This window comes from Rhodococcus sp. ENV425, assembly GCF_002887785.1.
GTDB classification, from domain to species: domain Bacteria; phylum Actinomycetota; class Actinomycetes; order Mycobacteriales; family Mycobacteriaceae; genus Rhodococcus; species Rhodococcus aetherivorans.
On the sequence record NZ_PCZU01000156.1, the window covers coordinates 13,478 to 39,330 of the forward strand.

Genomic DNA, 25,853 nt, shown 5'->3' on the forward strand with positions numbered 1-25,853 from the left:
GGCGACCCCACCCGGATGCACCGCCGGACGGCGCCGTTCTCGCCGTACTCGTACCCGAACCTGGGCTGATCATGGCGAGGCTGGTGCTCGCGTCGGCGTCCCCGGCCCGGTTGTCAGTGCTGCGGTCGGCCGGCGTCGCGCCCATCGTGCGGGTGTCCGCGGTGGACGAGGATGCGCTCGCCGCCGCACTCGGTCCCGGGGCACCGCCCGCGGTGGTGGTCACCGAATTGGCTCGCGCGAAGGCGGCGGACGTGGTGCCCGGCCTGGTCCGGGACAGCCTCGGCGACGACACCCTCGTCGTGGGCTGCGACTCGATGCTGCTCGTCGACGGGCAGTTGCAGGGCAAACCGGGGACGGTCGAGGTGGCGCGCGAGCGCTGGCGGGCGATGGCGGGACGCAGCGCCGACCTGCTCACCGGGCACAGCGTCCTGCGCCTGCGGGACGGCGAGGTCGTCGCCCAGGCCGCCGACCACAGCAGCACCACCGTCCACTTCGGCCGCCCCACCGCGGACGACCTCGAGGCGTACCTGGCCAGCGGCGAGCCGCTGCAGGTGGCGGGGGCGTTCACGCTCGACAGCCTCGGCGGCTGGTTCGTGGAGCGCATCGAGGGCGATCCCTCCTCGGTGATCGGGATCGGCCTGCCGCTGGTGCGTCGGCTCCTGGCCGACGTGGGGGTGTCGGTGGCGCGGCTGTGGGCCGCGAACACGGCCGAAAGCCCTTCAGTTTAGGCTTGCCTTGCCTTAGCATCGGGGCATGAGCGATTCCCGTGCCCTGCCCATGTCCGAGCGCGACTCCGCACACCTGCCCGGCCACTGGCTGCTCGCCCGGCTCGGCAAGCGCGTGCTGCGCCCCGGAGGCGCGGGGATGACCACCCGCCTGCTCGTGGATGCGGACATCGAGGGCAGCGACGTCGTCGAACTCGCGCCCGGCCTCGGCCGCACCGCGCGGGAGATCCTGGACCTGGCGCCGCTGTCGTACACCGGCGTCGAACACGACGAGGCCGCGGCCGAGCTGACCCGCGCCTCGATCGGCGACCGCGGCCGCTGCGTCGTCGCGGACGCCGCTGCCACCGGCCTCCCCGACGCCGGCGCCGACGTCGTCGTCGGGGAGGCCATGCTCACCATGCAGACCGACGCGGCCAAGGCGCGCATCGTCGCCGAGGCCGTGCGGACGCTGCGCCCGGGCGGCCGGTACGCGATCCACGAACTCGCCCTCGTCCCCGACGAGCTCGACGATGCGGTGAAGACGGAGATCCGGCAGGGCCTGGCCCGGTCCATCAAGGTCAATGCCCGGCCGCTCACCGTCGGCGAGTGGCGAACCCTGCTCACCGAGGCGGGCCTGAGCGTCGACGTCGTGCGGCTCGCCCCGATGGCGCTGCTGCAGCCCGCCCGGTTCGTCGCCGACGAGGGCGTCGTCGGCACCCTGCGCTTCGTGCGCAACGTGCTGCGCGACGGCGACGCCCGCACGCGGGTGCTGGGCATGCGCGCGACGTTCACGACGTACCGCAGGTCGATCGCGGCCGTGGCGATCGTCGCGACGAAGCCGCGGTAGCCTGCGGTCGTGAGCCCCGCCGCCGCGCCGCAGCCCGAACCCGCGACCCCCGCCCTGTCGTATCTCGCCGACGTCCGCGACGCCGTCGAGCCCTACCCCGACCGGCCGCGCCCACAGCGCGTCCTCGTGGCCGAGGGCGCCCGCGTGGTGATCTTCGCGTTCGACGCCGGGCAGGAACTGCGCGAGCACACGGCCGCGTTCCCGGTGCTGCTGCAGGCCCTCACGGGCCACCTGCAGGTCACCGCCGACGGGCGCACCGTGGATCTCGAGCCCGGCGGGGGGGTGCACATGACCACCCGCCTGCCGCACGCGGTGCGGGCCGTCGAGCCGTCCCGGCTCATGCTGACGATGCTCGATCCAGCTGCGCGCTGAGCGCCGCCGCGATCGCGGCCGCCTTCGCCTTGGCCCGGTCCGCGTTCGCGCCGGCGAACAGCGCTCGACGCTGTCCGTCCACAACCGCACCCAGCGGTCGAAGCGCGCCGCGCCGAGACCGTGCTGCCGGTGCAGGGCCGTGTGCACCGGAACCAGCCGGCCCCGATAACGGCCGGTGCCGAACAGGACCTGCTCCCAGAAGTCCCCGACGACCGGCAGGTGCTCGTCGAGACCCACGACGGCCAGCGTCGCGAACGCCGCCTCGAGGTCCGGATCCGTCAGCGCCCGGTCGTAGAACCGGCGCAGGAGCCGATCGATGTCGGCGCGCGTCGCGAGGTCGGTCGGGGCGGACGGGGAGCGCAGCACGTGTCCCGACGGTACCGCCTAGAATCGACGGCGCACCTCGTCGTCACCGGATTGCCGATCACCGAACTGTCACCACTGCCTCAGGAGCCACCTGTGCCCGTCGCGCCCGACGCCAACCCGTCCTTCGCCGCCTACGCCGATCCGACCCGCCTGGTGTCGACGGAGTGGCTGTCCGCCCATCTGGGTGCGCCCGAGGTGAAGGTCGTCGAATCGGACGAGGACGTGTTGCTCTACGACGTCGGCCACATCCCCGGCGCCGTGAAGATCGACTGGCATCTCGACCTCAACGACCCGGTCACCCGCGACTACATCGACGGCACGCGGTTCGCCGCCCTCATGGACCGCAAGGGCATCCGCCGCACCGACACGGTCGTCGTCTACGGCGACAAGTCCAACTGGTGGGCCGCGTACGCGATGTGGGTGTTCACCCTGTTCGGCCACGAGGACGTGCGCCTGCTCGACGGCGGCCGCGACGCCTGGATCGCCGAGAACCGCGACACCACCCTCGACATCCCGGTGAGCACCACCACCGGCTACCCGGTGGTCGAGCGGGACGACGCCGCGATCCGGGCGTTCAAGGACGACGTGCTGGACCATCTCGGCAAGGGCCCGCTCGTGGACGTGCGTTCCCCGCAGGAGTACACCGGCGAGCGCACCCACATGCCGGACTACCCCGAGGAGGGCGCCCTGCGCGGCGGCCACATCCCCACGGCCGTGTCCATCCCGTGGGCCCGCGCGGCGGCGCCGGACGGCCGGTTCCGGTCGCGCCCCGAGCTCGAGGAGATCTACGCCGACATCGCGCCGGACTCCGACGTCATCGCCTACTGCCGCATCGGGGAACGGTCCAGCCACACCTGGTTCGTGCTGACCTACCTGCTCGGCTACCAGCACGTGCGCAACTACGACGGGTCGTGGACCGAGTGGGGCAACGCGGTGCGGGTGCCGATCGTCAAGGGCGAGGAGCCCGGAGAGGTGCCGGCCCGGTGACCCTGCCCGCTCCCCTCGCCGAGATCGTCGACGATTTCGCTGCCGTCGAGGGCCAGGACAAGCTGCAGCTGCTGCTCGAGTTCAGCCGGGAACTCCCGCCGATCCCGGCCGAGCTCGAGGAAGCGGCGATGGAGCCGGTCCCCGAATGTCAGTCGCCGCTGTTCCTGTCGGTCGATACGGCCGACCGGGAGCACGTGCGGCTGCACTTCAGCGCGCCCCCCGAGGCCCCGACCACCCGCGGATTCGCATCGATCCTGCATCAGGGGCTCGACGGTCTCAGCGCCGAGCAGATCCTCGAGGTGCCCGACGACTTCTACTCGGCCCTCGGGCTGGCCGACGCGGTCAGCCCGCTGCGCCTGCGGGGAATGAGCGCGATGCTGGCGCGCATCAAGCGGCATCTGCGTTCCTGAGATGCCATGGAGTTCACCGAACTCGAGGACTACCCCATCCCGGCGGGTGTACTGACCGAATGGCTGCCGTGCGTCGCAGCGGATGCCTGGAGCACCGATCCGCGACCGGTGTCGTACGTGCACGAGGCACATCTGCGGCGCACCGCGGGCAGCCGGTACGGCGACGTCCCGGACGCGTGGCTGGGCACCGCCTTCGAGGTCGCGGGACGCCTCGAGGAGGAGCCGTTCCGGCGCGCCCTGGAGCGGTGGATCGACCGGCACGAACCGCTGCGCAGCCAGGTCGTCCTGAGCGGTGACGGCGCCGTCGGCTCCGGCGGCGTGACCCGGCGGACCGCGCCGCCGGGCGCGGTGTCGGTCCGATACGTCCGGCACCTGCCGTCCGCCCCGGACGACATCCGCGAGCACCTCGAGCAACTGCTGGCCGACTGCACCGAGCCGCACACGTGGCCGGCGTATGTCTTCGCCACCCTCGAGCCCGAGGACGGGGACGCGTCCGCGGCGTCGTTCACGGTGTTCTTCGCCGCCGACCACGCCGTCGCCGACGCCTACTCGGTCGTGCTGGTCGCCCACGAGATCACGGCCCTGTACGAGCAGGAACGGTCCGGCCGGCCGGCCGGACTGTTCCCCGTGGGCAGCTACATCGACTTCGGTGCCGCGGAGCGGGCGGACGCCGCCGATCTGGCCGGCGAGCACGAGGCCGTGCGGATCTGGCGGGAGGCCCTGACCGCCGGCGGCGGCGCGATGCCCGAGTTCCCGTTGCCCCTCGGCCCCCGGCCGGCCGGTGCGGTGCCGCAGCGCCGTCTGTCGACGCGGATGCTCGACGACGACCGGGCCAACCGCTTCGCCGCCCGCTGCCGGGAGGCCGGGCACGGCTTCTTCGCCGGCACGCTCGCGTGCCTCGCCCGCGCCACGGTCGAGCTCGCCGGGGTCGACCGGTTCCGGACGATCGCGCCATCCCACACCCGCAGCGGTCCGATGTGGGCCGGGGCCCTCGGCTGGTTCGTGGGGCTGCGCCCGGTCGACATCGATGCGGCCGGGGCCACGGACTTCGCGACGCTCACGGCGCGCGCGGGCGCCGAGCTGCGCCGCACGCGGGCGAGCGCCCGGGTGCCGTTCGACCTGGTCGGCGAACTGCTCGAGGTACCCATGCGACCGCGATTCCTGGTGTCGTACATGGACGTTCGCTTCGTCCCCATGGCCGCGCAGTGGCCGCAGTGGAACGCCCGGACGCTGCGCAGCCGCAGCTACACGCACGACGTGTTCCTGTGGTTCAACCGCAGCCCGAAGGGAGTGAACCTGGCGGGCCGGTTTCCCGACACGCCGACCGCCGCGGCCAACGTGCCGTCGTTCGTCGAGCGGGTCCGGGAATTGATGCACGAGGCGAGCGAGGGCCGCGAGTGGGACACGCCGGAACACGGGAACGAGGGCGCTTCCGCTACCGGCCGGTAATGTTGCCGGGTTCCGGGCGACCCGTAGGGTGTAGGGGCTATCCGGTTACATCGTCTATCGGATTGGCGCCTACACTCCCAGAGACGGCAATAACCTAACGATCGATCAACAGGAGGCTCCGTGCCCAGTCATGCCAGCGCGCACATCACGAAGGTGCTCGTCGCCAACCGCGGCGAGATCGCTGTGCGGGTCATCCGAGCCGCCAAGGATGCCGGTTACGGGAGCGTGGCCGTCTACGCAGAACCCGACGCCGACGCCCAGTTCGTGAAGCTCGCCGACGAGGCATTCGCGCTCGGTGGCCAAACCTCCGCCGAGTCCTACCTGGTGTTCGACAAGATCCTCGACGCCGCCCGCAAGTCCGGTGCCGACGCGATCCACCCCGGCTACGGCTTCCTGTCCGAGAACGCCGACTTCGCGCAGGCCGTGATCGACGCCGGTCTGATCTGGATCGGCCCCTCCCCGCAGGCCATCCGCGACCTCGGCGACAAGGTCACCGCGCGGCACATCGCCGAGCGCGCCAAGGCACCCATGGCCGCCGGCACCAAGGATCCCGTCAAGAACGCCGACGAGGTCGTCGAGTTCGCGAAGCAGTACGGCGTGCCGGTCGCGATCAAGGCGGCCTTCGGTGGTGGCGGCCGCGGCATGAAGGTCGCGCACACCATCGAGGAGATCCCCGAGCTGTTCGAGTCCGCGACCCGCGAGGCCATCGCCGCCTTCGGCCGGGGCGAGTGCTTCGTCGAGCAGTACCTCGACAAGGCGCGCCACGTGGAGGCGCAGGTCATCGCCGACCAGCACGGCAACGTCATCGTCGCCGGCACCCGCGACTGCTCGCTGCAGCGCCGCTTCCAGAAGCTCGTCGAGGAGGCCCCCGCGCCGTTCCTGACCGACGAGCAGCGCCGCCGCATCCACGAGTCCGCCAAGGCCATCTGCCGCGAGGCCGGCTACTACGGCGCCGGCACGGTCGAGTACCTGGTCCAGGGCGACACGGTGTCCTTCCTCGAGGTCAACACCCGCCTGCAGGTCGAGCACCCGGTCACCGAGGAGACCGCCGGCATCGACCTGGTGCGCCAGCAGTTCCGCATCGCCAACGGCGAGAAGCTCGAGCTCACCGAGGACCCGGCCCCGCGCGGGCATGCGTTCGAGTTCCGCATCAACGGTGAGGACGCCGGCCGCGGCTTCCTGCCGGCCCCCGGTCCGATCAGCGTGTACCGCGAGCCCTCGGGCCCGGGCGTGCGCGTCGACTCCGGTGTGGTGCAGGGCGACGTCATCGGCGGCCAGTTCGACTCGATGCTCGCCAAGCTGATCGTCACGGGCGAGACCCGCACCCAGGCCCTCGAGCGTGCTCGCCGCGCCCTCGCCGAGTTCGAGGTCGACGGCCTGGCCACCGTGATCCCGTTCCACCGGCACATCGTCGAGCACCCCGCCTTCGTCGGGGACGGCGAGAAGTTCGACGTCTACACCAAGTGGATCGAGACCGAGTGGGAGAACACCGTCGAGCCGTACACCGGCGGTGGGGTCGCCCCCGAGGACGAGGACGAGGCGCTGCCGCGGCAGAACGTCGTCGTCGAGGTCGGCGGCCGCCGCGTCGAGGTGTCGCTGCCCGGCCAGTTCACCCTCGGCGCCGGCGGCGGTGCCGCCGGCGGGGCGCTCCGCAAGAAGCCGAAGCCGCGCAAGCGGGGCGGCGCCCACGGCGGCAAGGCCTCCGGTGACGCGGTGACCGCGCCGATGCAGGGCACCGTCGTCAAGGTCGCGGTCTCCGAGGGTCAGGAGGTCGCCGAGGGTGACCTGATCGTGGTGCTCGAGGCCATGAAGATGGAGAACCCGGTCAACGCGCACAAGGCCGGCGTCGTCACCGGCCTGTCGGTCGAGCCCGGCGCCGCCATCACCCAGGGCACGGTGCTCGCCGAGCTCAAGTAGCAGTTCCGCCTGCGACGGCGCGCCCCGCGAATCCTCGGATTCACGGGGCGCGCCGTCGTTCGTTCCGGGACTAGGGTGGTGATATGGCCGATTCACCGGAGGTCCGTATCGGCACGGCCGAGCGCGAACAGGCCCAGCGCCTGCTCGGCGAGCACTTCGGTGCCGGTCGCCTCACCCTCACCGAGTTCGAGGACCGCAGCGGCCGCATCGCCGCCGCCGTCACCCGCCGCGATCTCGCGGTCCTGTTCACCGACCTGCCCACCGTGACCGGCCGGGCCGACGGGCACCGGCGCGGATGGTGGCTTCTGGTCCCGGTCGTGGCCCTCGGACTGGTCGCGTTCTACCAACTCCTGGAACCGAACGTGTGGATCATGACGGGCGCGACGGTCGCCGCCACCGTCGCCGTCCTTGCCGCCCGCGCCCGCGGCGGACGACCGCGCACGGCCGAGCCGGCCTTTCTCCGCGACGTCCCGCCGCTCCCCGCCCCCGCCGCCCGGGACCCGCACTCCCGGGACCCACAGCCATCCGCGACGCGCGACGTCCCGGACCTGGTGTGGCTGCTGACGATGAGCATGTTCGCCGTCGCGCCGGCGCTGGTGCTGCGGCACCCCATCGCGCTGCTGATCTCCGCCGTCGCGCTGATCCTGATCATCTCCCGGGCATTCCGGACCGGGACCGGCGGGACCGGTCGCTGACGACCCATTAGTGTGGACCCATGGCCGACTCCCCCGAGGTCCGCATCGGCACCGTCGAACGCGAACAGGCACTGAACCTGCTCGGTGAGCACTTCGGTGCGGGCAGGCTCACCCTCGTCGAGTTCGACGAGCGCAGCGCGAAGGCGGCCGCCGCCACCACCCGCGCCGAACTCGACGCCCTGTTCACCGACCTTCCCCCGGCGACCCCGAACACGCCTGCGCCGGTGGACGACACCGCGAAGGCCGAGCAGCGGGAGAGGTGGCGCACCGCCGCCATGGGGCTGATCCCCCTCGTCGCCCTCCTGCTGTTCTTCGTCTTCGACAACTGGTTGTGGTTCCTGCTGATCCCGGCCGCAGGCATCCTGTACTCCGCGACCAAGGGCACGAAGGGCGGCTGCTGAGTGGACCCCGTCGAGATCAACGCCGGCAACTGGTACCTGCTCGCCGAACGCCCCGACGAGTGGGCCGCCGGCACGGGCTACCACTGGTCGGTGCGGGAGGCGACGACCGCCGATGTCGAAGCCACCGTGGAACTCCGGCCGGACGGGACGCTGACCGGGTCGGCCGAACCCGGTTGCGAGGATGCGCTGGCCGCCGCGTTGGCCGCCGTGCGCCGGTTCGCCGAGAGCGCCTGGAACATGGCGGTCACCGAATCTACATGACCGCCAGGTTCGTTCCGGTGGCGCTCACGCTCGTGGTCGTCACCGTGCTGCTCATGCTGCCGGGCGATACGACTCCGTCGGCGTTCCCGCACGCCGACAAGATCACGCACGCACTGATGTTCGCGGTGCTCGCGTACGCGTCCCGCTTCGCCCGGATCCCGCCCGCCGCGACCGTCGCGTGGCTCGCGGTGTACGGGGGGGTCACGGAGGTCCTGCAGGCGACCGTCGCGGTCCGGCGGTCGGGGTCGGTGTGGGACTGGTGCGCGGATCTGCTCGGCGTGGCGATCGGTGTCACGGTGTTCGAGGCCGTACGCCGACGGAGTCGCTCGGAACCGTAGGGCCCGGCGCCTGCGCCGTCCGCTCCCCCGGCCCTCATTCCAGGAGTCGTTGCCGTAGCAGCGCCCGACCGGAGTCCGTGAGCCCCAGGGCGTCGCTCAGGTAGCGGTCGAACGACCCGAACGCCTCCTCCGCCGCCGCGAGCGCCGTCGCGAGGTACTCGGCGCGGACACCGAGGACGGATTCGAGGTCCCCGCGGGGCACCCCCTTCGCCGTGAGCGCTTCGAGGACCGGGGCGAACACCGGCAGCAGCAGCTCGTTGGTGAGCAGGTAGTCCTCGAAGACGGTGTCCTCGTCCACGCCCAGCGCGAGCAGCAGGACGGCCGACGCCCACCCCGTGCGGTCCTTGCCGGTGGTGCAGTGCACGAGCACCGGGTCGGCGTCGCCGGTCAGCAGGGTCTGCAACAACGTCCGGTATGCGGCGCGGGCGCTCGGCAGCAGGACGAAGTCACGGTAACTGCCCCGCAGGTATTCGGCGCCGCGCCCGTCCCCGAGGACCTCGCGGGCGAACGCGGCGTCGGTCAGAAGCTCCTTCATGTGCGCGGCGATCGAACCGTGCTCGCGGTCGGCGAGCACGTCGAGGGCGAGGGTACGCACACCCTCCGGGAGCCGGTCCGGCGCCGCCTGCCGCTCCGGTTCGGTCCGCAGGTCCACGACAGTCGCCAGGCCGAGCCCGGACAGCACCCGCGCATCGGCGTCGGTCACCCGGCTCAGGTCGGTGGACCGGAAGACGATGCCCCGGCGCACCGACGCACCGTCGCGCGTGGCGTATCCACCGACATCGCGCAGGTTCGGTATCGAGGTCGCTTCGGGACCGGGCATCGGCCCTCGGGAGGTGGGGGTACCGGGACGACCGGCGGAGTCCGACATGCGCCCACCCTAACCGGGTCGGTTCACCCGTCCGGATCGGTGCACCCGGTCCGATCCGCCGGAGCGGCGCCGGGCGCACGCGGAGATCCGGGCGATCGACGCGAGTGCCGGATTCGCCGGCAGCCGAGTGTCACAGGACCCACCCACTACCGCGTGAGGGCGCGGATGACGTCCTTGATGCTCGCGTCGTCGGGCAACACGAGCGGCAGCAGGTTCGTGAGGGCATTCACGATGATGGTGAACCGCATGACCTTCTCCTTCGGTTCTTGCGGCGCTCTCGCTACCGCTACCGCTTCCGTGCGGCCCGGCGGGTTCCGGACCCACCACAACTGTGCGGTTCGGCCCCCGTCGCTGCATCCGTGGTGACACCGGAATGCGGGACCGTGGTGACACCCGCACGCGGTCCGTGCCAGCACGGTGGTGCCGGCGACGGCGCGGGAGGAGACTGAGACGGTCCGGGAGGAGACCGAGACGGTCCGGGAGGAGGCCGGCCGTGCGGCACCGAGTCATCCAGCTGCTCGTCGTGGTCACCGCGGTGCTGGTCGCGGCGATCGCCGCGGCGGTGGACTGGTCGCCGGCGGCGCTGCGGGATCCGGCCCGCACGCTGCTCCTCGGGCCGCGGGAATCCTTCGCCGCCGCCGAGGGGCCGTTCCTGCCGGTGTTCGGGCCCACCGAACTCGCGCTGTTCCTCGGCACCGGAGTCGCATTCGTCGTCTCCGGAGCGATCGCATGGAACAACCGCCCGCACGACCTGAGCGGGCCCCTCATCCTCATGGCCGGCCTGTTGTGGTTCCTCGGCGGCCTGCGACGTTCCGGCGAGCCCGTGGCCTTCACCGTCGGCGTGGCGGCGACGAACCTGTATCTGCCCGTCCTGCTGCAGGCCCTGATCGGGTTCCCGACCGGCCGGCTGCACCGACGGTGGCAGCGTCTGTTCGTGGGCGCCGCGTGGCTTCTCGCCACGATCGGCATCGTGGCCGAGTGGCTGTTCTTCGATCCGCGGACCGCACCCGCGGCATCACCGTCGACGTCGACGAATCTTCTTCTGCTCCGAGATGATCCGTCCCTGGCACAGGCGGTGCAGCTCGTCGTCGGGTTCTGCGCGTTCCTGATCGTGGGCACGCTCGTGCTGGTGGTGATCGTTCGCTGGCGTTCGGGCTCACCGGCGTACCGGGCCGGCTTCGCGCCGCTCGGCGTCGCGTACGGCCTCTCGGCGGTGATCACGATCGTGGTGCTGTCGAGTGCGGTGAGCCTTCCCTGGTCGCCCCCGCCGTGGGTGCTCAACCTGCGCTACCCGACCACGGCGCTGTTTCCGCTGGCGGTGGCGGTCGGTCTCGTCCGGTACCGGCTGGCGCGTGCTGCGGTCAGCGACGCGATGGTGGAGATCGGTTCCGCCCCCATCGGTGTCGGATTCGTCGACGCGCTGCGGCGGGCCGTGCACGACCCGAGCCTGGTGCTGTGGACCTATGCGCCGGAGCGCGCGGCCTACGTCGATCCGGACGGGTCGGTCCACGCTCTTCCCCGCCCTTCCGATTCTCGCGCGGCGACCATCCTCGAACGCGGCGGCACTCCCGTGGGGGCCTTGGTGTACGACCCGTCCCTCGAGACCCAACCCGAGCTGCTCGCCGCGGTCCACAGCGCCACCGCGCTGGCTCTTGAGCACGAACGGTTGCAGGCGGACCTGCAGCTCCGGCTCGACGAGGTACGGCGCTCCCGCGAACGGATCGTCGCGGCCGGCGACATCCAGCGGCGACGCCTCGAGCGCGACCTGCACGACGGTGCGCAGCAACGGCTCGTCGCCGCGTCGCTGTTGTTGCGCCGCGCCCAGCGCGCCGGGGAGGAGGCCGATCTGCGCCGGCTGCTCGCGGACGGTGCCGCCGAACTCGACACCGCCCTGACGGAACTGCGGGAGCTCGCCCGGGGTGTCTACCCGGCGGTGCTCACCGAGCGCGGGCTCGCGGCTGCGCTGCGCTCGCTGGCCGAGCGGGCACCCGTGCCCGTCGGCATCGACGACGGCCTCCCCGGCCGGCCCTCGCCTCCCGTCGAGCTCGCCGCGTACCTCATCGGGGCGGAGGCCGTCACCAATGCCGGAAAGCACTCCGGGGCCACCGCCGTCCGCATCTGCCTGCACCGGGCGGGTGATGCGCTGCGCATGACGATCCGTGACGACGGATGCGGTGGCGCGCGGCCGACGCCCGGCGGGGGGCTGGACGGGCTGCGGGATCGGACCGAGGCTCTCGGCGGGGACCTCGTGCTCGACAGTCCCGAGGGCCGCGGCACGACCGTCGACGTCACGCTCCCGTTCCACCTCGACGTCGAGTCCTGACCGGGTCCGACTCTGCCGGACGGTTCCCGGCCCGGCGGATCAGTGCCGTGCCACCTCTCCCAGCACGCGGTCCAGCGCGTCGAGCGCCTCGTCCAGTTCGGCGGTGGTGACCGTCAGCGGCGGCCGGAACCGGATGCCGCGCTGCCCGGTTCCGATCATCAGCACGTGCTCGTCGACCCGCAGGCGGGTGAGCACGGCGTCGCGGACGGTGGGCGTGGGCAGGGTGAACGCGCACATCAGGCCGCGTCCGCGCGGCTCGCCGACCAGCCGGTGGCGGCCGGCGAGCTGGTTCAGCCCGGACAGCAGATGCGCCCCGGTCATGCGCGCCCGGTCGACGAGCCGGTCCCGCTCGATCACCTCCAGAATGCGCCGGGCGCGGACCATGTCGGTCAGGCTGCCACCCCAGGTGGAGTTGAGCCGCGACGAGACCATGAAGACGTTGTCGGGGATCTCGTCGATCCGGCCGCCGGCCATGATGCCGCAGACCTGGGTCTTCTTACCGAAGGCGACGATGTCGGGTGCGACGCCGAACTGCTGGTACGCCCAGGTGGTTCCCGTCAGCCCGACGCCGGTCTGCACCTCGTCGAAGATCAGCAGCGCATCGTGACGGCGGCACAGTTCCGCCATGGCCTGGAAGAACTGCGGCCGGAAGTGATGGTCGCCGCCCTCGCCCTGGATGGGTTCGGCGATGAAACACGCGATGTCGTGCGGATTCTCGGCGAACGCCCGGCGCGCCTGCTGCAGCGCATGCGCCTCCGCGGCCTCGACGTCGCGGTCGTCGGCGAGGTAGGGCGCGTCGATGCGCGGCCAGCGGAACTTGGGGTACCGGGCCGTCTTGATCGGGTCCGTGTTGGTGAGGGACATCGTGTAGCCGGTGCGACCGTGGAATGCCTCGGTCAGGTGGAGAACGCTGCCCCCGAGGTCGGAGCCGAGTCCGCGCGCCTCGTTGAGCCGGCTCTTCCAGTCGAAGGCCGCCTTGAGTGCGTTCTCCACCGCGAGCCCGCCGCCGTCGACGAAGAACAGGTGCGGCAGGGCCGGGTCGCCGAGCACCCGCGCGAAGGTGTCGACGAACCGGGCCATCGCCACCGTGTAGATGTCGGAGTTGCTGGGCTTGTTCGCGGCGGCCGTAGCGAGTTCGGCGGCGAACGCCGGGTCGTCGACGATGTCGGGCGGGTTCATCCCGAGCGCGGAGGATGCGAAGAACCCGAACATGTCGAGGTAGGTCGTGCCGTCCCGTTGATCGACGAGCCGCACGCCCCGCGATCGGTCGAGGTCGAGGACGAGGTCGAACCCGTCCACCAGCAGATGTTCGCGCAGAACGGCGTGTACCCGGCTCGGGGGCAGCTCGCGGGCACCGTCCGGGTGTCGGAATGCAGTGCTCATGCCCAGAGAGTACGTCAAAGTTCCGCCAAGATCGGCGCGATAAAGGAAGATCACCCCTTCCTTCGACTATCGTTCGTAAAATGTTTGGAGGATGACGGTGCTGCGGGTGGCCACATTCGCCGTCGCGCGGATCTCCTGGAGCAGTTGTTCGAGCGCCCGAGGCGAGGCGACGCGCACGAGCAGGATGTAGCTCTCGTCCCCCGCCACGGAGTGGCAGGATTCGATGGCGTCGATGTGCCGCAGCCGCGCCGGCGCGTCATCGGGTTGGGACGGGTCGAGAGGGGTGATCGCGACGAACGCCGACAGCATCAACCCGAGCGCTTCGGGATCGACCTTCGCCGCGTATCCGCGGATCACCTGCCGGGCTTCGAGGCGGCGAACCCGGGACTGCACCGCGGAGATCGACAATCCGGCCTTCTCGGCGAGAGTGGCCAGCGTCGCCCGGCCGTCCACCACCAGTTCGCGCATGAGCAGCCGGTCGATCTCGTCCAGGGACTCCTTCGAGTTTTCCGCCATCAGCGCAGGCTAATCGAACCGGAAAGGACATCGACGATGAATCCGACTGGCAATCTGCACGATCGCGCCGCGGCCGCGCTGCGTCGCTGCGGGGCGAGCGCCCCCGCCCTCGACGGCGCCCACACGGTCACCAGCCCGATCGACGGCTCGGAGCTCGCGCGGTTGCACCCCGCCCGCGCCGCGGACGTCGACGCCACGGTCGCCGCGGCGAGCGCGGCCTTCGGGCACTGGCGGCAGGTCCCGGCGCCGATGCGGGGACGGCTGGTCCGCAGGCTCGGGGACCTGCTCGGCGAGCACAAGTCCGATCTCGCCGAGCTCGTCACGCTCGAGGCCGGGAAGATCCCCTCCGAAGCGCTCGGCGAGGTGCAGGAGATGATCGACATCTGCGAGTTCGCGGTCGGCCTCTCGCGCCAGCTCTACGGCCGCACGATGCCCTCCGAGCGACCCGGCCACCGGCTGATGGAGACGTGGCATCCGCTGGGGGTGGTCGCGGTGATCTCTGCGTTCAACTTCCCCGTCGCCGTGTGGTCCTGGAACACCGCGATCGCGCTCGTGTGCGGCGATCCGGTGGTGTGGAAGCCCTCCGAGAAGACCCCGCTCACGGCGCTGGCCTGCCACGCGCTGCTCGAGCGGGCCGCGGGCGACGTAGGCGCCCCCGCCGGCCTGCACCACGTCCTGGTCGGCGACGCCGCCGTCGGCGAGGCGCTGGTCGACGATCCGCGCGTCGCGCTGGTCAGCGCGACGGGCTCGATCCGGATGGGCCGCATCGTCGCGCCCCGGGTGGCGGCGCGGTTCGGGCGCTGCCTGCTCGAACTCGGCGGCAACAACGGCGCGATCGTCGGCCCCTCCGCCGACCTCGACCTCGCCGTGCGGGCCGTGGTGTTCGCCGCGGCCGGCACCGCCGGGCAGCGCTGCACCACCCTGCGACGGCTGATCGCCCACCGCTCCGTCGTCGACGAGCTGACCGAGCGGATCGCCAAGGCCTACTCGGGGCTGCGGGTGGGCGATCCGTTCGACGACGGGGTGCTCGTCGGACCGCTGATCGACGGCCGTGCCCACGCCGCGATGCGGACCGCGCTCGAGCGCGCCGAACTCGACGGCGGCATTCTCGTCACCGGCGGCGACGCGGTCGAGGTCCCCGGTGACGGGGTGTACGTCCGGCCCGCGGTCGTGCGGATGCCGGCGCAGACGGACGTGGTGCGGGAGGAGACGTTCGCCCCGATCCTCTACGTGCTGACCTACGACGGCTTCGACGAGGCGATCGCCCTGCACAACGGGGTACCCCAAGGACTTTCGTCGTCCATCTTCACCACCGACCAGCGCGAGGCCGAGCGCTTCCTCGCCGCCTCGGACTGCGGCATCGCCAATGTCAACATCGGCACCTCCGGCGCGGAGATCGGGGGCGCGTTCGGCGGCGAGAAGGAGACCGGCGGCGGCCGCGAGTCGGGTTCGGACTCGTGGAAGGCGTACATGCGCCGCGCCACCAACACGATCAACTACTCCGACGATCTGCCGCTGGCGCAGGGTGTGGAGTTCGGTTGAGCGACAAGCTGGTTCCGTACCGACTGTGGGGGTGCCGACCGGACCGGTTCGACACCGAGATCGAGGGCGAGTTCGCGTGGACCGACCACATCGTGCGGACCCTCGGCGCGGCGTTCGAGCCGGCCGGCGCCGAGATCCGGAGGGAGGTGTCCCTGCTGCCGGAGACACACGGCGTCAGCGTGCGCGCGGACGGGCTGACGCTGGGCATCCTCGGCGACGGCGACGCGCTGCGCTACGGGCCGGTGCTCCGCCGTGTCGTCGCAGGCGGGTATCTGCCGACCGTGCCGGGCCGCATCTGGGCCGCCGATGCGGGCGCCTACAACGACGACCCGGCCCGCAGCGGCCGCGTCATCGCCCGCGTCTCGGTCAGCCTCGGTGCCCCGGCCCGACTGGTGCCCCGCAACGATCCTCCGGACGTGCCCTACACGCTGCTGCCCCCGGGCCGGACCCTCCAGGTCACCGGGGAGGAACGACACTTCGACCTGCTGCACCCCTACGCCGACCCGCCCGGCAAGTACGCCCTGCTCGTCACCCTCCACGAGGCGGACGGCGCGCTGGTAGAGGTGCGGGTGGACGACCGGGCGTGCGGATACCTCGGCCGGCGGTCCAGTGCACGTCTGCTGCCGATCGTGACGCACCTGTCCGCGCGTGGACTCCGCACCGCCGCGCGGGCCGCGGTGAGCGGATCCCGGCTGGCGGCCGAGGTGACGGTGTCGGTGACGCCGGCCGACGAGATCGACGAGCGCGTCCTGGACGGACCGCCGGTGGTCGTGCCGCGGCTGGCGCCCGGCCCGGTCGCCGACCCGCCCGACCCGGTGCTGCCGATGCACCGGTACCACGGGTGGGGCGGGCAGATCGTCGTGCAGGGCGACCGGCTGTGGATCCTGCGGGAGGGCCCCGTGGCGCGGGCGTTGGGTCCGGTTCCGTTGACGCCCAAGCGGATCCGTCTGCGGGACGTGGTGGACGTGCAGTTCCGCCCGGCGCTGCCCCAGACCGACGGCATGCTCCGGATCGTGACGGGCAGCGGCCGGGACGGCGCGCCGGCGTCGGCGGATCCCGACACGGTGGTGTTCCACCATCCCGACCGGCAGCGATTCCAGGCGCTCGCCGAGTGGCTGCGGCACGTCGCAGCCGTGAACGCCGGACCGCCGTCGTGAGAGGCACCCCTCAGGGCCGCCGCAGCAGCTCGGCCTCCCCCGGTTCGACGACGATCGTGGCCGGTTCGGTCCGGCCGTAGTACCGCGTACGCAGGAGCCAGCTCCGCGCGTGGGACAGTTCCGAGCGCCACCCGGCCAGGTAGTACTTCCGGCCGAAGCGGGCCATGACGGCCGCCGGTGGCCCGCCCGGCCGCACGGTGGCCCGGCCGTGCAGCCGCAGGACGGGTCCCCGCTCGCCGTCGTCGAGCAGCACCACGACGTCGGGATTCGCGGCCGCGTTGCGCGCCGCCACGGTGCTGCGACCGGTGCCGAAGTACAACCGGCCGTCGACCTGCACGAACCACAGCGGGGCCAGGGCCGCCGCGCCCTTCGGGGAGCGGGTTGCCAGGCGCGCGACGAGGGCACGGTCGAGGAAGTCGCGCACGACGGCGTCGTCGGCCTTCACGCGTCCCGCTCCTCGTGCAGGGTCGCGTAGTCCCACGCGGTGGCCCGCCGGGGCGTGAACACGAACCAGGCGAGGTCCTCGCGACCGTCGGGGGCGGGGGCATCCGCCGCGGCGAGGCGTCCGCGCCAGTTCACCGCCCGCAGCTCGAACCAGAATTCGCCGTCGTCGAGCAGGACGGTGACCCGGTCGAGACCGGCCGACGGCGGCACCGACTCCCGCGGCACACCGACCCACAACTCGCCGTCGCGTCGCCGGACCCGCGCGGGCAGCGCGGTGACCGCACCGGCGTCGTCGAACGCGATCGCCGCCCGACCGTGCTCGAGCAGCCTGCCGGCAAGCGGTTCCGGTTCGACGCGCTGGGTGATCCGCCCCATGCCGACAGACGATACCGCCGGATCATCCGCGGCGGCCGGGATCGCGCGGGGCCGGCCGGATCCGGATCGGTTCGGGCACCGTGACGGTCTCGTTGCCGGGCAACGGCTCCCCGCGGCGCCGCCCGACGTCGGCGACCGTGTCGACGTCCGCGAGCGGCTGCGCCCCCTGCCGCGCGACGGTCTCGTCGTAGAGCTCGAACCACGGGAATCCGCGCCCGGTGTAGTCGGCGGCGGCCAGGGGCCGGGTCGGTGGGTCCTCCCCGGTGACCGTGCGCCACTGCTCGCTGGTCACCAGGTGCACGTCGACGACCGAGCGGTGGTCGAGGTCCCACGCATCGTGCGGTTCGACCGGGGTGGCGACGCCCTGCTCGACGGACCCGCCGGCACCGAGCCCCATGGCCGCGGCCGGCGCGAAGGAGTGCATCGGACGCCGGGCGTCGAACTCGGCACGTTCCTCCCATCGTCGCGCCCGTATGGGGTACGCCGCGATGCGGATCCCGCCCTGCGCCGGCCCGGACCGCAGCTGCTCCTCGACGCCGTAGCCGGAACCGAGCGGCATCGCGACGAACTGGCGCACCCGCCCCTGCGCCACGACGAAGCCGTCGAGCCACGGTTGCGCCGGCACCTCGAGGTAGTCCTCGCGTTCGAAGTCCGGCACCGGCGACCAGGTTTCGCCGGTGAGCGCGTCGACGTCCCCGGCGGCGACCTTCACCAGGAACGGGTACCGGGACTCGAACCCGAGCCAGCACGCCTCCGACTGCCACATCGGCATCACCAGTCCGCCGCGGGACCGCCACGAGTCCGGTATCCGGGCGTCGTCGAGTCCGGCGACAGCCCGCAGCGGGAACCGTCCCAGGCCGGGCGGCAACGGGTAGGTGTTGCCGTCGTCCGGCACCCGCAGGGTGCGGTGGAACGAGACGGCCATGCGGGCGGCGGCGTGCACCTCGGGGAACTCGAACACCAGGCGGTCCTTCTCGAGAGCGAGCGCCACGTCGTCCCTCCCGTCCGCATGCTCCGGTGCCGTTCACGTGCGGGTGAGGGTACGCCGACCGGACGGGCCGGTCGAGCAGTTGCGCCGAGCGCCTCTCGGCTCACGTGACCCGGGCCACAGCTGTGGTAGACCAAGGGGCATGTTTCCTGGGAACTTCGTCGCCACGACCCCCGACAAGCCCGCCATCGTGCGGCCCGCCACCGGGGAATCGCTCACCTACCGGCAGCTCGACGAGAGCTCCGTCCGCCTCGCGAAATACCTGCGCGCCGCCGGACTCGAGCCGGGCGACCACATCGCGCTGATCTCGGACAACGACCTGCGGGTGATGGAGGTCTACTGGGCGGCGCTGCGTTCCGGCCTGTACGTCACGGTGGTCAACTGGCACCTCACCCCCGCCGAGGCCGCCTACGTGGTCAACGACTGCGGCGCGAAGGTGCTCCTCGCCTCGGCGGGCGCGGCGACCGCGATCGACACCCGTTCCGGGGCTTACCCGAACGTGATCCGCCGGCTCGTGTACGGCGGTGCACTGCCCGGCTTCGACGACTACGCCCACGCGCTCGCGGCATTCGACGCCTCGCCGCTGGAGTCGCAGCCGCGTGGTCAGGACATGCTCTACTCCTCGGGCACCACCGGCCGGCCCAAGGGCATCAAGCCGAAGCTGCCCGAGGGACAGGTCCAGGACGTCCCGGACCCCTACACGGCGGTGTTCGCCCCGATGTACGGCTTCGATGCCGAGTCGGTGTACCTGTGCCCGGCCCCGCTGTATCACGCTGCGCCGCTTCGCTTCTGCGGAGTGGTGCAGTCCGTCGGGGGCACGGTGGTCCTCATGGACCGGTTCGAGCCGGAGGAGGCGCTCGCCCTGATCGAGCGTTACCGCGTCACCCACAGCCAGTGGGTGCCGACGATGTTCGTACGGATGCTCAAGCTCCCCGAGGAGGTGCGCGGCAAGTACGACATGTCGAGCCTGAAGGTCGCCATCCACGCGGCGGCGCCGTGCCCGCCGGAGATCAAGCGCGCCATGATCGAGTGGTGGGGCCCGATCGTGTACGAGTACTACGCCTCCACCGAGGGCGCCGGGGCCACGTTCATCGACTCGGAGCAGGCGCTTGCACACCCGGGATCCGTGGGTCGCGACGGCGTGATGGGCGTCGTCCACATCTGCGACGACAGCGGCGCCGAGCTGCCGGTCGGTGCCACCGGCACGGTGTGGTGGGAGCGCGACGAGCGACCGTTCGAGTACCACAACGACCCGGAGAAGACCGAGGAGGCGACGCACCCCGATCATCCGACCTGGACCACCAGCGGCGACATCGGATACCTCGACGAGGAGCGCTACCTGTACCTCACCGACCGGGCCGCGTTCACGATCATCTCCGGCGGCGTGAACATCTACCCGCAGGAATCCGAGAACGTCCTCACCCTGCACCCCAAGGTGTACGACGTCGCGGTGATCGGGGTCCCCAACGAGGAGATGGGCGAGGAGGTCAAGGCCGTCGTCCAGCTCGCCGACGGCGTCGAGCCCGGACCCGAGGTCGAGCGCGAGCTCCTCGACTTCGTCCGCGAGCGCGTCTCCCACTTCAAGGCGCCGCGCAGCATCGAATTCTCCGACGACCTGCCGCGCACGCCCACCGGCAAGCTCGTCAAACACAAGCTGCGCGCCCGCTACCTCACCCCGGCAGGCTGACCGTGTCCGCCGATCTCGCCGAGCTCGCCGACCAGCTCCCGGCCGGCGCGCTGATCACCGATCCGGACCTGCTCGCCGGGTACCGGCAGGACTGGGCCCGCGATCCGGACGCGGCGGTGCCGCGCGCGGTCGTGCGGGCCACGCGCACGGCGGACGTGCAAGCCACACTGCGGTGGGCGAGCGCCCACCGGGTGCCCGTGGTGCCGCGCGGCGCGGGCACCAGCCTGTCCGGCGGGGCGGGCGGGGTGCCGGGCGGGATCGTGCTGAGCACCGAGCGGATGCGGGCGATCACCGTGGACCCGGTCACCCGCACGGCGGTCGTCCAGCCGGGACTGCTCAACGCCGAGGTCAAGCGGGCCGCGGCCGAGCACGGGCTGTGGTATCCGCCCGACCCGTCCTCGTTCGAGATGTGCACGATCGGCGGCAACGCGGCGACCAACGCCGGGGGGCTGTGCTGCGTGAAGTACGGCGTCACCACGGACTACGTCCTCGGCCTCGAGGTGGTGCTCGCCGACGGCACCGCGGTGCGGCTCGGCGGACCCCGCCTCAAGGACGTGGCGGGCCTGTCGCTGACCAAGCTGTTCGTCGGCAGCGAGGGCACCCTCGGCATCATCACCGAGGTGACCCTGCGGCTCCTCCCGCCGCAACCGCCGGCATCGACGATGGTCGCCACGTTCGGCTCGGTCCAGGCCGCGGCCGACGCGGTGCTGGCCGTGACGGCCACGTTGCGCCCGGCGATGCTCGAGTTCATGGACCGCGCCTCGATCAATGCGGTCGAGGACGCGCTGCACATGGGACTGGACCGCGACACCGAGGCGATGCTCATCGCCCGGTCCGACGCGCCCGGCACGGCCTCGGCGCAGGAGATCGCGACGATGGTGCGGGCGTGCGAGGACGCCGGTGCCGAGGAGGTGTTCTCGACCGACGACCCCGAGGAGGGCGAGGCGTTCGCGGCGGCGCGGCGGATGGCCATCCCGGCGGTCGAACGGACCGGCAGCCTGCTGCTCGAGGATGTCGGCGTGCCCCTGCCGGCCCTGCCGGCACTGGTCGGGGGTGTCGCCGAGATCGCCGACCGCAATGCGGTGACGGTGGCGGTGATCGCGCACGCCGGCGACGGCAACACCCATCCGCTGATCGTGTACGACCCCGCCGACGCCGACCAGACGGCCCGCGCGCACGTGGCCTTCGGGCAGATCATGGACCTGGCGATCGCGCTGGGCGGCACCATCACCGGGGAGCACGGGGTGGGCCGGCTGAAGAAGGCGTGGCTGCCGGATCAGGTGGGTCCCGACGTGATGGCCCTGACCCGGCGGATCAAGGCGGCGCTCGACCCGGAATCCATCCTCAATCCGGGCGTCATCCTCTGAAGCAAGATCGAGTACGGTGGCCGCGTGCGTGAGGACCGAATCCAGTGAACGCCCGTACGCCCTTGTCGCCGGCGGGCCTGCCGCTGCGCGACACCCGCTACCGGACGTTCGAGCAGTACCCGGAGTTCGCCGCGGCGACAGCCTGGCTGCGCGACTACGTGCGCGCCGCGGTGCCCAACCCGAGGATGAGTGAACGCGAGTACTGGTCGGTGGTGTGCCTGCCGCCGCACGACGGCTCCATCGAGGCGGAACCGCTGGTGAGCGTGCACGTCGGCGCGATCGAGGCCGCGGGGCTGTACGTGGAGGCCCCGGCGGCGCAGCCCCGCCGGATCGGCGGCCGGGTCACCGTGGCCGTCGACGACCTCGAGGCGGCCGCCGGAACGAGCGTGGACGTGCTCGCGGCGGCCCACTCGGACCTGCGGTTCCGCCCCGACGGGCCGGTCGTGTCGATCGGCTGGTCCGACGGACCCGCCAGCCGCGCGCAGTTCGCCGCCGTGCCGTGGGAGCCCGCCGCCGCCGCACTCGTCGGACGCGTGATGCGCAACGGCAAGTGCCGATGGTCGGCTCACCACTGCGCGCAGCTCGCTCGGTTCGCGCTGGCCGACTGACGTCCGGCCCCCGACCCGCCGGCCGGGGGCCACCGGCACGAGCGCGGCGTCCGGGAAACCTCCGGCGTGTCGTACCGGCGGTGCACCATGGAACGGTGACCGACGTCCTGACCCGTTTCTCCGAGCCCACCCGGCAGTGGTTCGCGGGCGCGTTCGAGGCCCCGACCCCCGCGCAGCTCGGGGCCTGGGAGTCGATCTCGTCCGGCGCGCACACCCTGGTGGTGGCCCCCACCGGGTCGGGTAAGACACTCTCGGCGTTCCTGTGGTCGCTCGACCGCCTCGCGGCCACCCCGACCGAGCACTCCGGCACCCGCGTGCTCTACGTCTCCCCGCTCAAGGCCCTCGCGGTGGACGTGGAACGGAACCTGCGCTCGCCGCTGGTCGGCATCACCCAGACCGCGCGGCGGCTCGGCCTCGAGCCGCCGGAGATCACCGTCGGCGTACGCTCGGGCGACACGTCGGCGGCGGACCGGCGCGCCCTGATCCGCACCCCGCCGGACATCCTCATCACCACCCCCGAGTCGCTGTTCCTCATGCTCACCTCCGCGGCGCGCGAGACGCTCGCCGGCGTGGAGACCGTCATCGTCGACGAGGTGCACGCCGTCGCCGGAACGAAACGCGGTGCGCACCTTGCCCTTTCTCTCGAACGGCTCGATCTGCTGCTCGGGCGGCCGGCGCAGCGGATCGGCCTGTCGGCGACGGTGCGCCCGCACGAGGAGGTGGGCCGGTTCCTCGCCGGGACCGCGCCGATCCGCATCGTCGCCCCGCCGTCCGCCAAGACGTGGGATCTCACGGTGCGGGTGCCCGTCGAGGACATGACCGAACTGGGCGTGCAGCCGGAACCCTCGGACGACGGGATGCCGGGGGTTCCGCAGGCCGGGTCGATCTGGCCGCACGTCGAGGAGCAGATCGTCGACCTCATCGTCGCGCACCGTTCCACCATCGTGTTCGCCAACTCCCGCCGCCTCGCCGAGCGGTTGACGGCCCGGCTCAACGAGATCCACGCCGAACGCGAGGGGGAGGCGGTGGACCGCCGGCCCCCGCCCCCGGCGCAGATCGGGGCGCCCACCGAGGTCGCGTTCGGCGCGCAGCCGCTGCTGGCGCGGGCGCACCACGGCTCGGTGAGCAAGGACCAGCGGGCGCTGATCGAGGACGACCTGAAGTCGGGGCGGCTGCGCTGCGTCGTCGCCACCTCGAGCCTCGAACTCGGCATCGACATGGGTGCGGTCGACCTCGTGATCCAGGTGTCGGCACCACCGTCGGTGGCGAGCGGACTGCAGCGCGTCGGGCGGGCGGGCCACCAGGTGGGCGAGGTCTCCCGCGGGGTGCTGTTCCCCAAGCACCGCACCGACCTGGTGCACTGCGCGGTCACGGTCGAACGGATGGTGGGCGGGCACATCGAGGCCCTGCAGGTGCCGGCCAACCCGCTGGACGTGCTCGCCCAGCAGACCGTCGCCGCGGTCGCCCTCGAGCCGCTCGACGTGGACGAGTGGTTCGACACGGTGCGGCGCAGCGGCTCCTTCGCGACGCTGCCCCGCTCGGCGTACGAGTCGACGCTGGACCTGCTGGCCGGGCGGTACCCGTCGGACGAGTTCGCCGAGCTGCGGCCCCGGGTGGTGTGGGATCGCACCGCCGGCACCCTCACCGGCCGGCCGGGCGCGCAGCGGCTGGCCGTCACCTCGGGCGGCACGATCCCCGACCGCGGCCTGTTCACCGTGTACATGGTCGGCGAGAAGGCCACCCGGGTCGGAGAACTCGACGAGGAGATGGTGTACGAGTCCCGGGTGGGCGACGTGTTCGCGCTCGGCGCGACGAGCTGGCGCATCGAGGAGATCACCTTCGACCGGGTGCTGGTCTCCCCCGCCTACGGGCAGCCCGGCAGGCTGCCGTTCTGGCACGGTGACGGAGTCGGCCGCCCGGCCGAACTCGGCGCCGCCCTGGGGGCGTTCGTACGCGAACTGGGGCACGCCGATCCGGAGGACGCCGCCGCCCGGTGCCGTCGCGGCGGCCTCGACGACAACGCGACCGCCAACCTGACACGGCTGCTCGAGGAGCAGCGCAACGCCACCGGCCACCTGCCCACCGACCGGACCCTGGTGGTCGAGCGGTTCCGCGACGAACTCGGCGACTGGCGCCTCGTGCTGCACTCCCCGTACGGGATGCGCGTGCACGCGCCGTGGGCGCTCGCCGTGGGCGCACGGCTGCTCGACCGGTACGGCGTCGAGGCCGCGCCCACGGCCTCGGACGACGGCATCATCGTCCGGCTCCCCGACACCGAGGACGCCCCGCCCGGCGCGGAGGTGTTCGCCTTCGACACCGACGAGATCGAGGACCTGGTCACCGAGCAGGTGGGCGGCTCGGCGCTGTTCGCCTCCCGCTTCCGGGAGTGCGCGGCGCGGGCACTGCTGCTGCCGCGGCGCACGCCCGGCAAGCGGGCGCCGCTGTGGCAGCAGCGGCAGCGCTCGGCGCAGCTGCTCGACGTGGCCCGTCGCTACCCCACCTTCCCGATCCTGCTCGAGACGGTGCGGGAATGCCTGCAGGACGTCTACGACCTGCCCGCCCTGCGGGACCTGCTCGGCCGCGTGGCCCGGCGGCAGGTCCGCATCGTGGAGGTCGAGACGGCCACCGCGTCACCGTTCGCGACCTCACTGCTGTTCGACTACGTCGGCGCGTTCATGTACGAGGGCGACAGCCCCCTGGCAGAACGGCGTGCCGCGGCCCTGTCGCTGGACTCGACACTGCTCGCCGAACTGCTCGGGCGTGTGGAGCTGCGGGAACTGCTCGACGCCGACGTCGTTGCCCGGGCCGAACTGGAGCTGCAGCACCTGGCCCCGGACCGCAAGGCCCGCGACGCCGAAGGTGTCGCGGACCTGCTCCGGCTGCTCGGCCCGCTGACCGAGACCGAGATCGCCGAGCGCACCACGGCCGATCCCGCCGCATGGCTCGACGAGCTGGATGCGCAGCGACGGGTGCTGAAGGTGTCCTTCGCCGGCCACGAGCGGTGGTCGGCCATCGAGGACGCCTCGCGTCTCCGGGACGCGCTCGGGGTGCCGTTGCCGATCGGCGTGCCGACGGCGTTCGTCGAGCCGGTGCCCGATCCGCTGGGCGACCTGATCGGCCGGTACGCCCGCACCCACGGCCCGTTCACCGCGGCGGAGGCGGCGGCCCGGTTCGGGCTCGGCACCGCGGTGGTGCAGGACGTGCTGCACCGGCTGGCCGCCGAGAAGCGGGTCAGCGCAGGTGAGTTCCGGCCCGGCACGACGGGCGCCGAGTGGTGCGACACCGAGGTGCTGCGGCGGCTGCGGCGACGGTCGCTCGCGGCGGCACGACACGAGGTGGAGCCGGTCGGCACCGCCACCCTCGGCCGGTTCCTGCCGGCGTGGCAGCACGTGGGCGGCGGCCTGCGCGGGGTGGACGGGGTGGCCGCGGTCGTCGAGCAACTGGCCGGGGTGCCGGTGCCGGCGAGCGCTCTCGAGCCGCTGATCCTCGCGCCGCGGGTGCGGGACTACTCCCCCGCGATGCTCGACGAACTCACCACGACGGGCGAGGTGCTGTGGGCGGGGTCGGGGCAGATCTCCGGCAAGGACGGCTGGGTGTCGCTGCACCTGACCGACACCGCCCCCCTGACCCTCGCGCCGGCGGCCGAGATCGAACAGACCGACGTCCACCGCGGCATCCTGGACACGCTCGCGGGCGGCGGGGCGTTCTTCTTCCGTCAGCTCACCGAGGCCCTCGGCACCACCGACACGGAAACCGCCTCGGCACTGTGGGATCTCGTGTGGGCCGGCCTCGTCTCGGGGGACACGCCGGCCGCGCTGCGCGCCCTCGTCGGCGACACCTCCCGCGCG

The 25,853-nt window shown here is 72.4% G+C and carries 24 protein-coding genes and 1 pseudogene; 18 read left to right on the forward strand and 7 right to left on the reverse strand.

The features are described 5' to 3' along the window. The first annotated feature begins 71 nt into the window (after positions 1-71). Genes CQZ88_RS12500 through CQZ88_RS12510 form a run of 3 tightly spaced genes read left to right on the forward strand, consistent with a single transcriptional unit; the run spans position 72 to position 1,923 of the window. Complete coding sequence (locus CQZ88_RS12500; RefSeq protein ID WP_029544651.1) at positions 72-728, forward strand: nucleoside triphosphate pyrophosphatase; 657 nt, start codon at positions 72-74, stop codon at positions 726-728. Between the two features lie 25 nt (positions 729-753). After that, the gene (locus tag CQZ88_RS12505; protein ID WP_102799819.1) at positions 754-1,551 is read left to right on the forward strand and encodes a class I SAM-dependent methyltransferase; all 798 of its coding nucleotides are present in this window, start codon (positions 754-756) and stop codon (positions 1,549-1,551) included. A 9-nt stretch (positions 1,552-1,560) separates the two neighbouring features. After that, the gene (locus CQZ88_RS12510) at positions 1,561-1,923 is read left to right on the forward strand and encodes a cupin domain-containing protein (RefSeq protein ID WP_102799820.1); all 363 of its coding nucleotides are present in this window, start codon (positions 1,561-1,563) and stop codon (positions 1,921-1,923) included. On the opposite strand, the pseudogene CQZ88_RS30950 reads toward CQZ88_RS12510, so the two are convergent. After that, positions 1,889-2,289 (reverse strand): annotated as a pseudogene (locus CQZ88_RS30950) (group III truncated hemoglobin). The gene CQZ88_RS12510 and the pseudogene CQZ88_RS30950 sit on opposite strands and share 35 nt — an antisense overlap. Positions 2,290-2,382: 93 nt before the next feature. On the opposite strand from CQZ88_RS30950, the gene CQZ88_RS12520 reads away from it, so the two are divergent. From CQZ88_RS12520 to CQZ88_RS12555, 8 genes are all read left to right on the forward strand, one after another. After that, complete coding sequence (locus CQZ88_RS12520; RefSeq protein WP_029544657.1) at positions 2,383-3,276, forward strand: sulfurtransferase; 894 nt, start codon at positions 2,383-2,385, stop codon at positions 3,274-3,276. Further along, the gene (locus CQZ88_RS12525; RefSeq protein WP_006939577.1) at positions 3,273-3,686 is read left to right on the forward strand and encodes a SufE family protein; all 414 of its coding nucleotides are present in this window, start codon (positions 3,273-3,275) and stop codon (positions 3,684-3,686) included. Before CQZ88_RS12520 ends, CQZ88_RS12525 begins: the two co-directional genes overlap by 4 nt. A gap of 6 nt (positions 3,687-3,692) precedes the next feature. After that, positions 3,693-5,135, forward strand: a complete 1,443-nt coding sequence (locus CQZ88_RS12530) for a condensation domain-containing protein (RefSeq protein WP_043801431.1) — start codon at positions 3,693-3,695, stop codon at positions 5,133-5,135. A gap of 120 nt (positions 5,136-5,255) precedes the next feature. Continuing rightward, entirely contained in the window at positions 5,256-7,052 is a 1,797-nt protein-coding gene (locus CQZ88_RS12535) for an acetyl/propionyl/methylcrotonyl-CoA carboxylase subunit alpha (RefSeq protein WP_006939582.1), read from the forward strand. Positions 7,053-7,135: 83 nt separating this feature from the next. Then, positions 7,136-7,747, forward strand: coding sequence for a DUF1707 domain-containing protein (locus CQZ88_RS12540; protein WP_065922390.1), 612 nt, complete (start codon positions 7,136-7,138; stop codon positions 7,745-7,747). Positions 7,748-7,767: 20 nt separating this feature from the next. After that, positions 7,768-8,148 (forward strand): DUF1707 domain-containing protein, encoded by a 381-nt coding sequence (locus tag CQZ88_RS12545; protein ID WP_006939585.1) that lies wholly within the window; start codon positions 7,768-7,770, stop codon positions 8,146-8,148. Beyond that, positions 8,149-8,409 (forward strand): hypothetical protein, encoded by a 261-nt coding sequence (locus tag CQZ88_RS12550; RefSeq protein ID WP_006939587.1) that lies wholly within the window; start codon positions 8,149-8,151, stop codon positions 8,407-8,409. Continuing rightward, on the forward strand, positions 8,406-8,747 hold the full coding sequence (locus CQZ88_RS12555) for a VanZ family protein (RefSeq protein WP_102799821.1): 342 nt from the start codon (positions 8,406-8,408) through the stop codon (positions 8,745-8,747). The genes CQZ88_RS12550 and CQZ88_RS12555 overlap by 4 nt, the downstream gene beginning before the upstream one ends. A gap of 34 nt (positions 8,748-8,781) precedes the next feature. On the opposite strand, the gene CQZ88_RS12560 is transcribed toward CQZ88_RS12555, so the two are convergent. Then, a complete protein-coding gene (locus tag CQZ88_RS12560; RefSeq protein ID WP_072635603.1) occupies positions 8,782-9,567 on the reverse strand; it encodes a tyrosine-protein phosphatase in 786 nt (261 codons plus the stop codon). Between the two features lie 541 nt (positions 9,568-10,108). On the opposite strand from CQZ88_RS12560, the gene CQZ88_RS12565 reads away from it, so the two are divergent. Next, positions 10,109-11,938: an ATP-binding protein gene (locus CQZ88_RS12565; protein WP_258008574.1), complete on the forward strand. Its 1,830-nt coding sequence runs from the start codon at positions 10,109-10,111 to the stop codon at positions 11,936-11,938. Positions 11,939-11,977: 39 nt separating this feature from the next. Here CQZ88_RS12565 and lat read toward each other — a convergent pair whose 3' ends face one another. Beyond that, entirely contained in the window at positions 11,978-13,321 is a 1,344-nt protein-coding gene (gene lat, locus CQZ88_RS12570) for an L-lysine 6-transaminase (protein WP_029544666.1), read from the reverse strand. A 66-nt stretch (positions 13,322-13,387) separates the two neighbouring features. Continuing rightward, positions 13,388-13,837 carry an Lrp/AsnC family transcriptional regulator gene (locus tag CQZ88_RS12575; protein ID WP_006939604.1) on the reverse strand — a complete coding sequence of 150 codons (450 nt, stop codon included), beginning with the start codon at positions 13,835-13,837 and terminating at the stop codon, positions 13,388-13,390. 36 nt (positions 13,838-13,873) lie between these two features. On the opposite strand from CQZ88_RS12575, the gene CQZ88_RS12580 reads away from it, so the two are divergent. After that, complete coding sequence (locus tag CQZ88_RS12580) at positions 13,874-15,379, forward strand: aldehyde dehydrogenase family protein (RefSeq protein ID WP_006939606.1); 1,506 nt, start codon at positions 13,874-13,876, stop codon at positions 15,377-15,379. Then, entirely contained in the window at positions 15,376-16,536 is a 1,161-nt protein-coding gene (locus tag CQZ88_RS12585) for a hypothetical protein (protein ID WP_102799822.1), read from the forward strand. Before CQZ88_RS12580 ends, CQZ88_RS12585 begins: the two co-directional genes overlap by 4 nt. A 10-nt stretch (positions 16,537-16,546) precedes the next feature. Here the strand turns inward: CQZ88_RS12585 and CQZ88_RS12590 are convergent, their stop codons facing one another. From CQZ88_RS12590 to CQZ88_RS12600, 3 genes are read right to left on the reverse strand one after another with little or no spacing between them, the layout of a single operon-like run. After that, positions 16,547-16,981: a pyridoxamine 5'-phosphate oxidase family protein gene (locus CQZ88_RS12590; protein ID WP_029544672.1), complete on the reverse strand. Its 435-nt coding sequence runs from the start codon at positions 16,979-16,981 to the stop codon at positions 16,547-16,549. Continuing rightward, entirely contained in the window at positions 16,978-17,355 is a 378-nt protein-coding gene (locus CQZ88_RS12595) for a hypothetical protein (RefSeq protein WP_102799823.1), read from the reverse strand. The genes CQZ88_RS12590 and CQZ88_RS12595 overlap by 4 nt, the downstream gene beginning before the upstream one ends. Positions 17,356-17,377: 22 nt before the next feature. Continuing rightward, positions 17,378-18,346, reverse strand: coding sequence for a hypothetical protein (locus tag CQZ88_RS12600; RefSeq protein WP_102799824.1), 969 nt, complete (start codon positions 18,344-18,346; stop codon positions 17,378-17,380). Between the two features lie 139 nt (positions 18,347-18,485). On the opposite strand from CQZ88_RS12600, the gene CQZ88_RS12605 reads away from it, so the two are divergent. The 4 genes from CQZ88_RS12605 to CQZ88_RS12620 form a co-directional block, all read left to right on the forward strand. Next, positions 18,486-20,030 carry an AMP-binding protein gene (locus CQZ88_RS12605; protein ID WP_102799825.1) on the forward strand — a complete coding sequence of 515 codons (1,545 nt, stop codon included), beginning with the start codon at positions 18,486-18,488 and terminating at the stop codon, positions 20,028-20,030. Then, positions 20,027-21,397 carry an FAD-binding oxidoreductase gene (locus CQZ88_RS12610; RefSeq protein WP_029547231.1) on the forward strand — a complete coding sequence of 457 codons (1,371 nt, stop codon included), beginning with the start codon at positions 20,027-20,029 and terminating at the stop codon, positions 21,395-21,397. Before CQZ88_RS12605 ends, CQZ88_RS12610 begins: the two co-directional genes overlap by 4 nt. 44 nt (positions 21,398-21,441) lie before the next feature. Further along, the gene (locus CQZ88_RS12615) at positions 21,442-22,005 is read left to right on the forward strand and encodes a hypothetical protein (protein ID WP_102799826.1); all 564 of its coding nucleotides are present in this window, start codon (positions 21,442-21,444) and stop codon (positions 22,003-22,005) included. A 95-nt stretch (positions 22,006-22,100) separates the two neighbouring features. After that, the coding region (locus CQZ88_RS12620; RefSeq protein WP_258008575.1) for an ATP-dependent helicase at positions 22,101-25,853 on the forward strand (3,753 nt) is incomplete at its 3' end.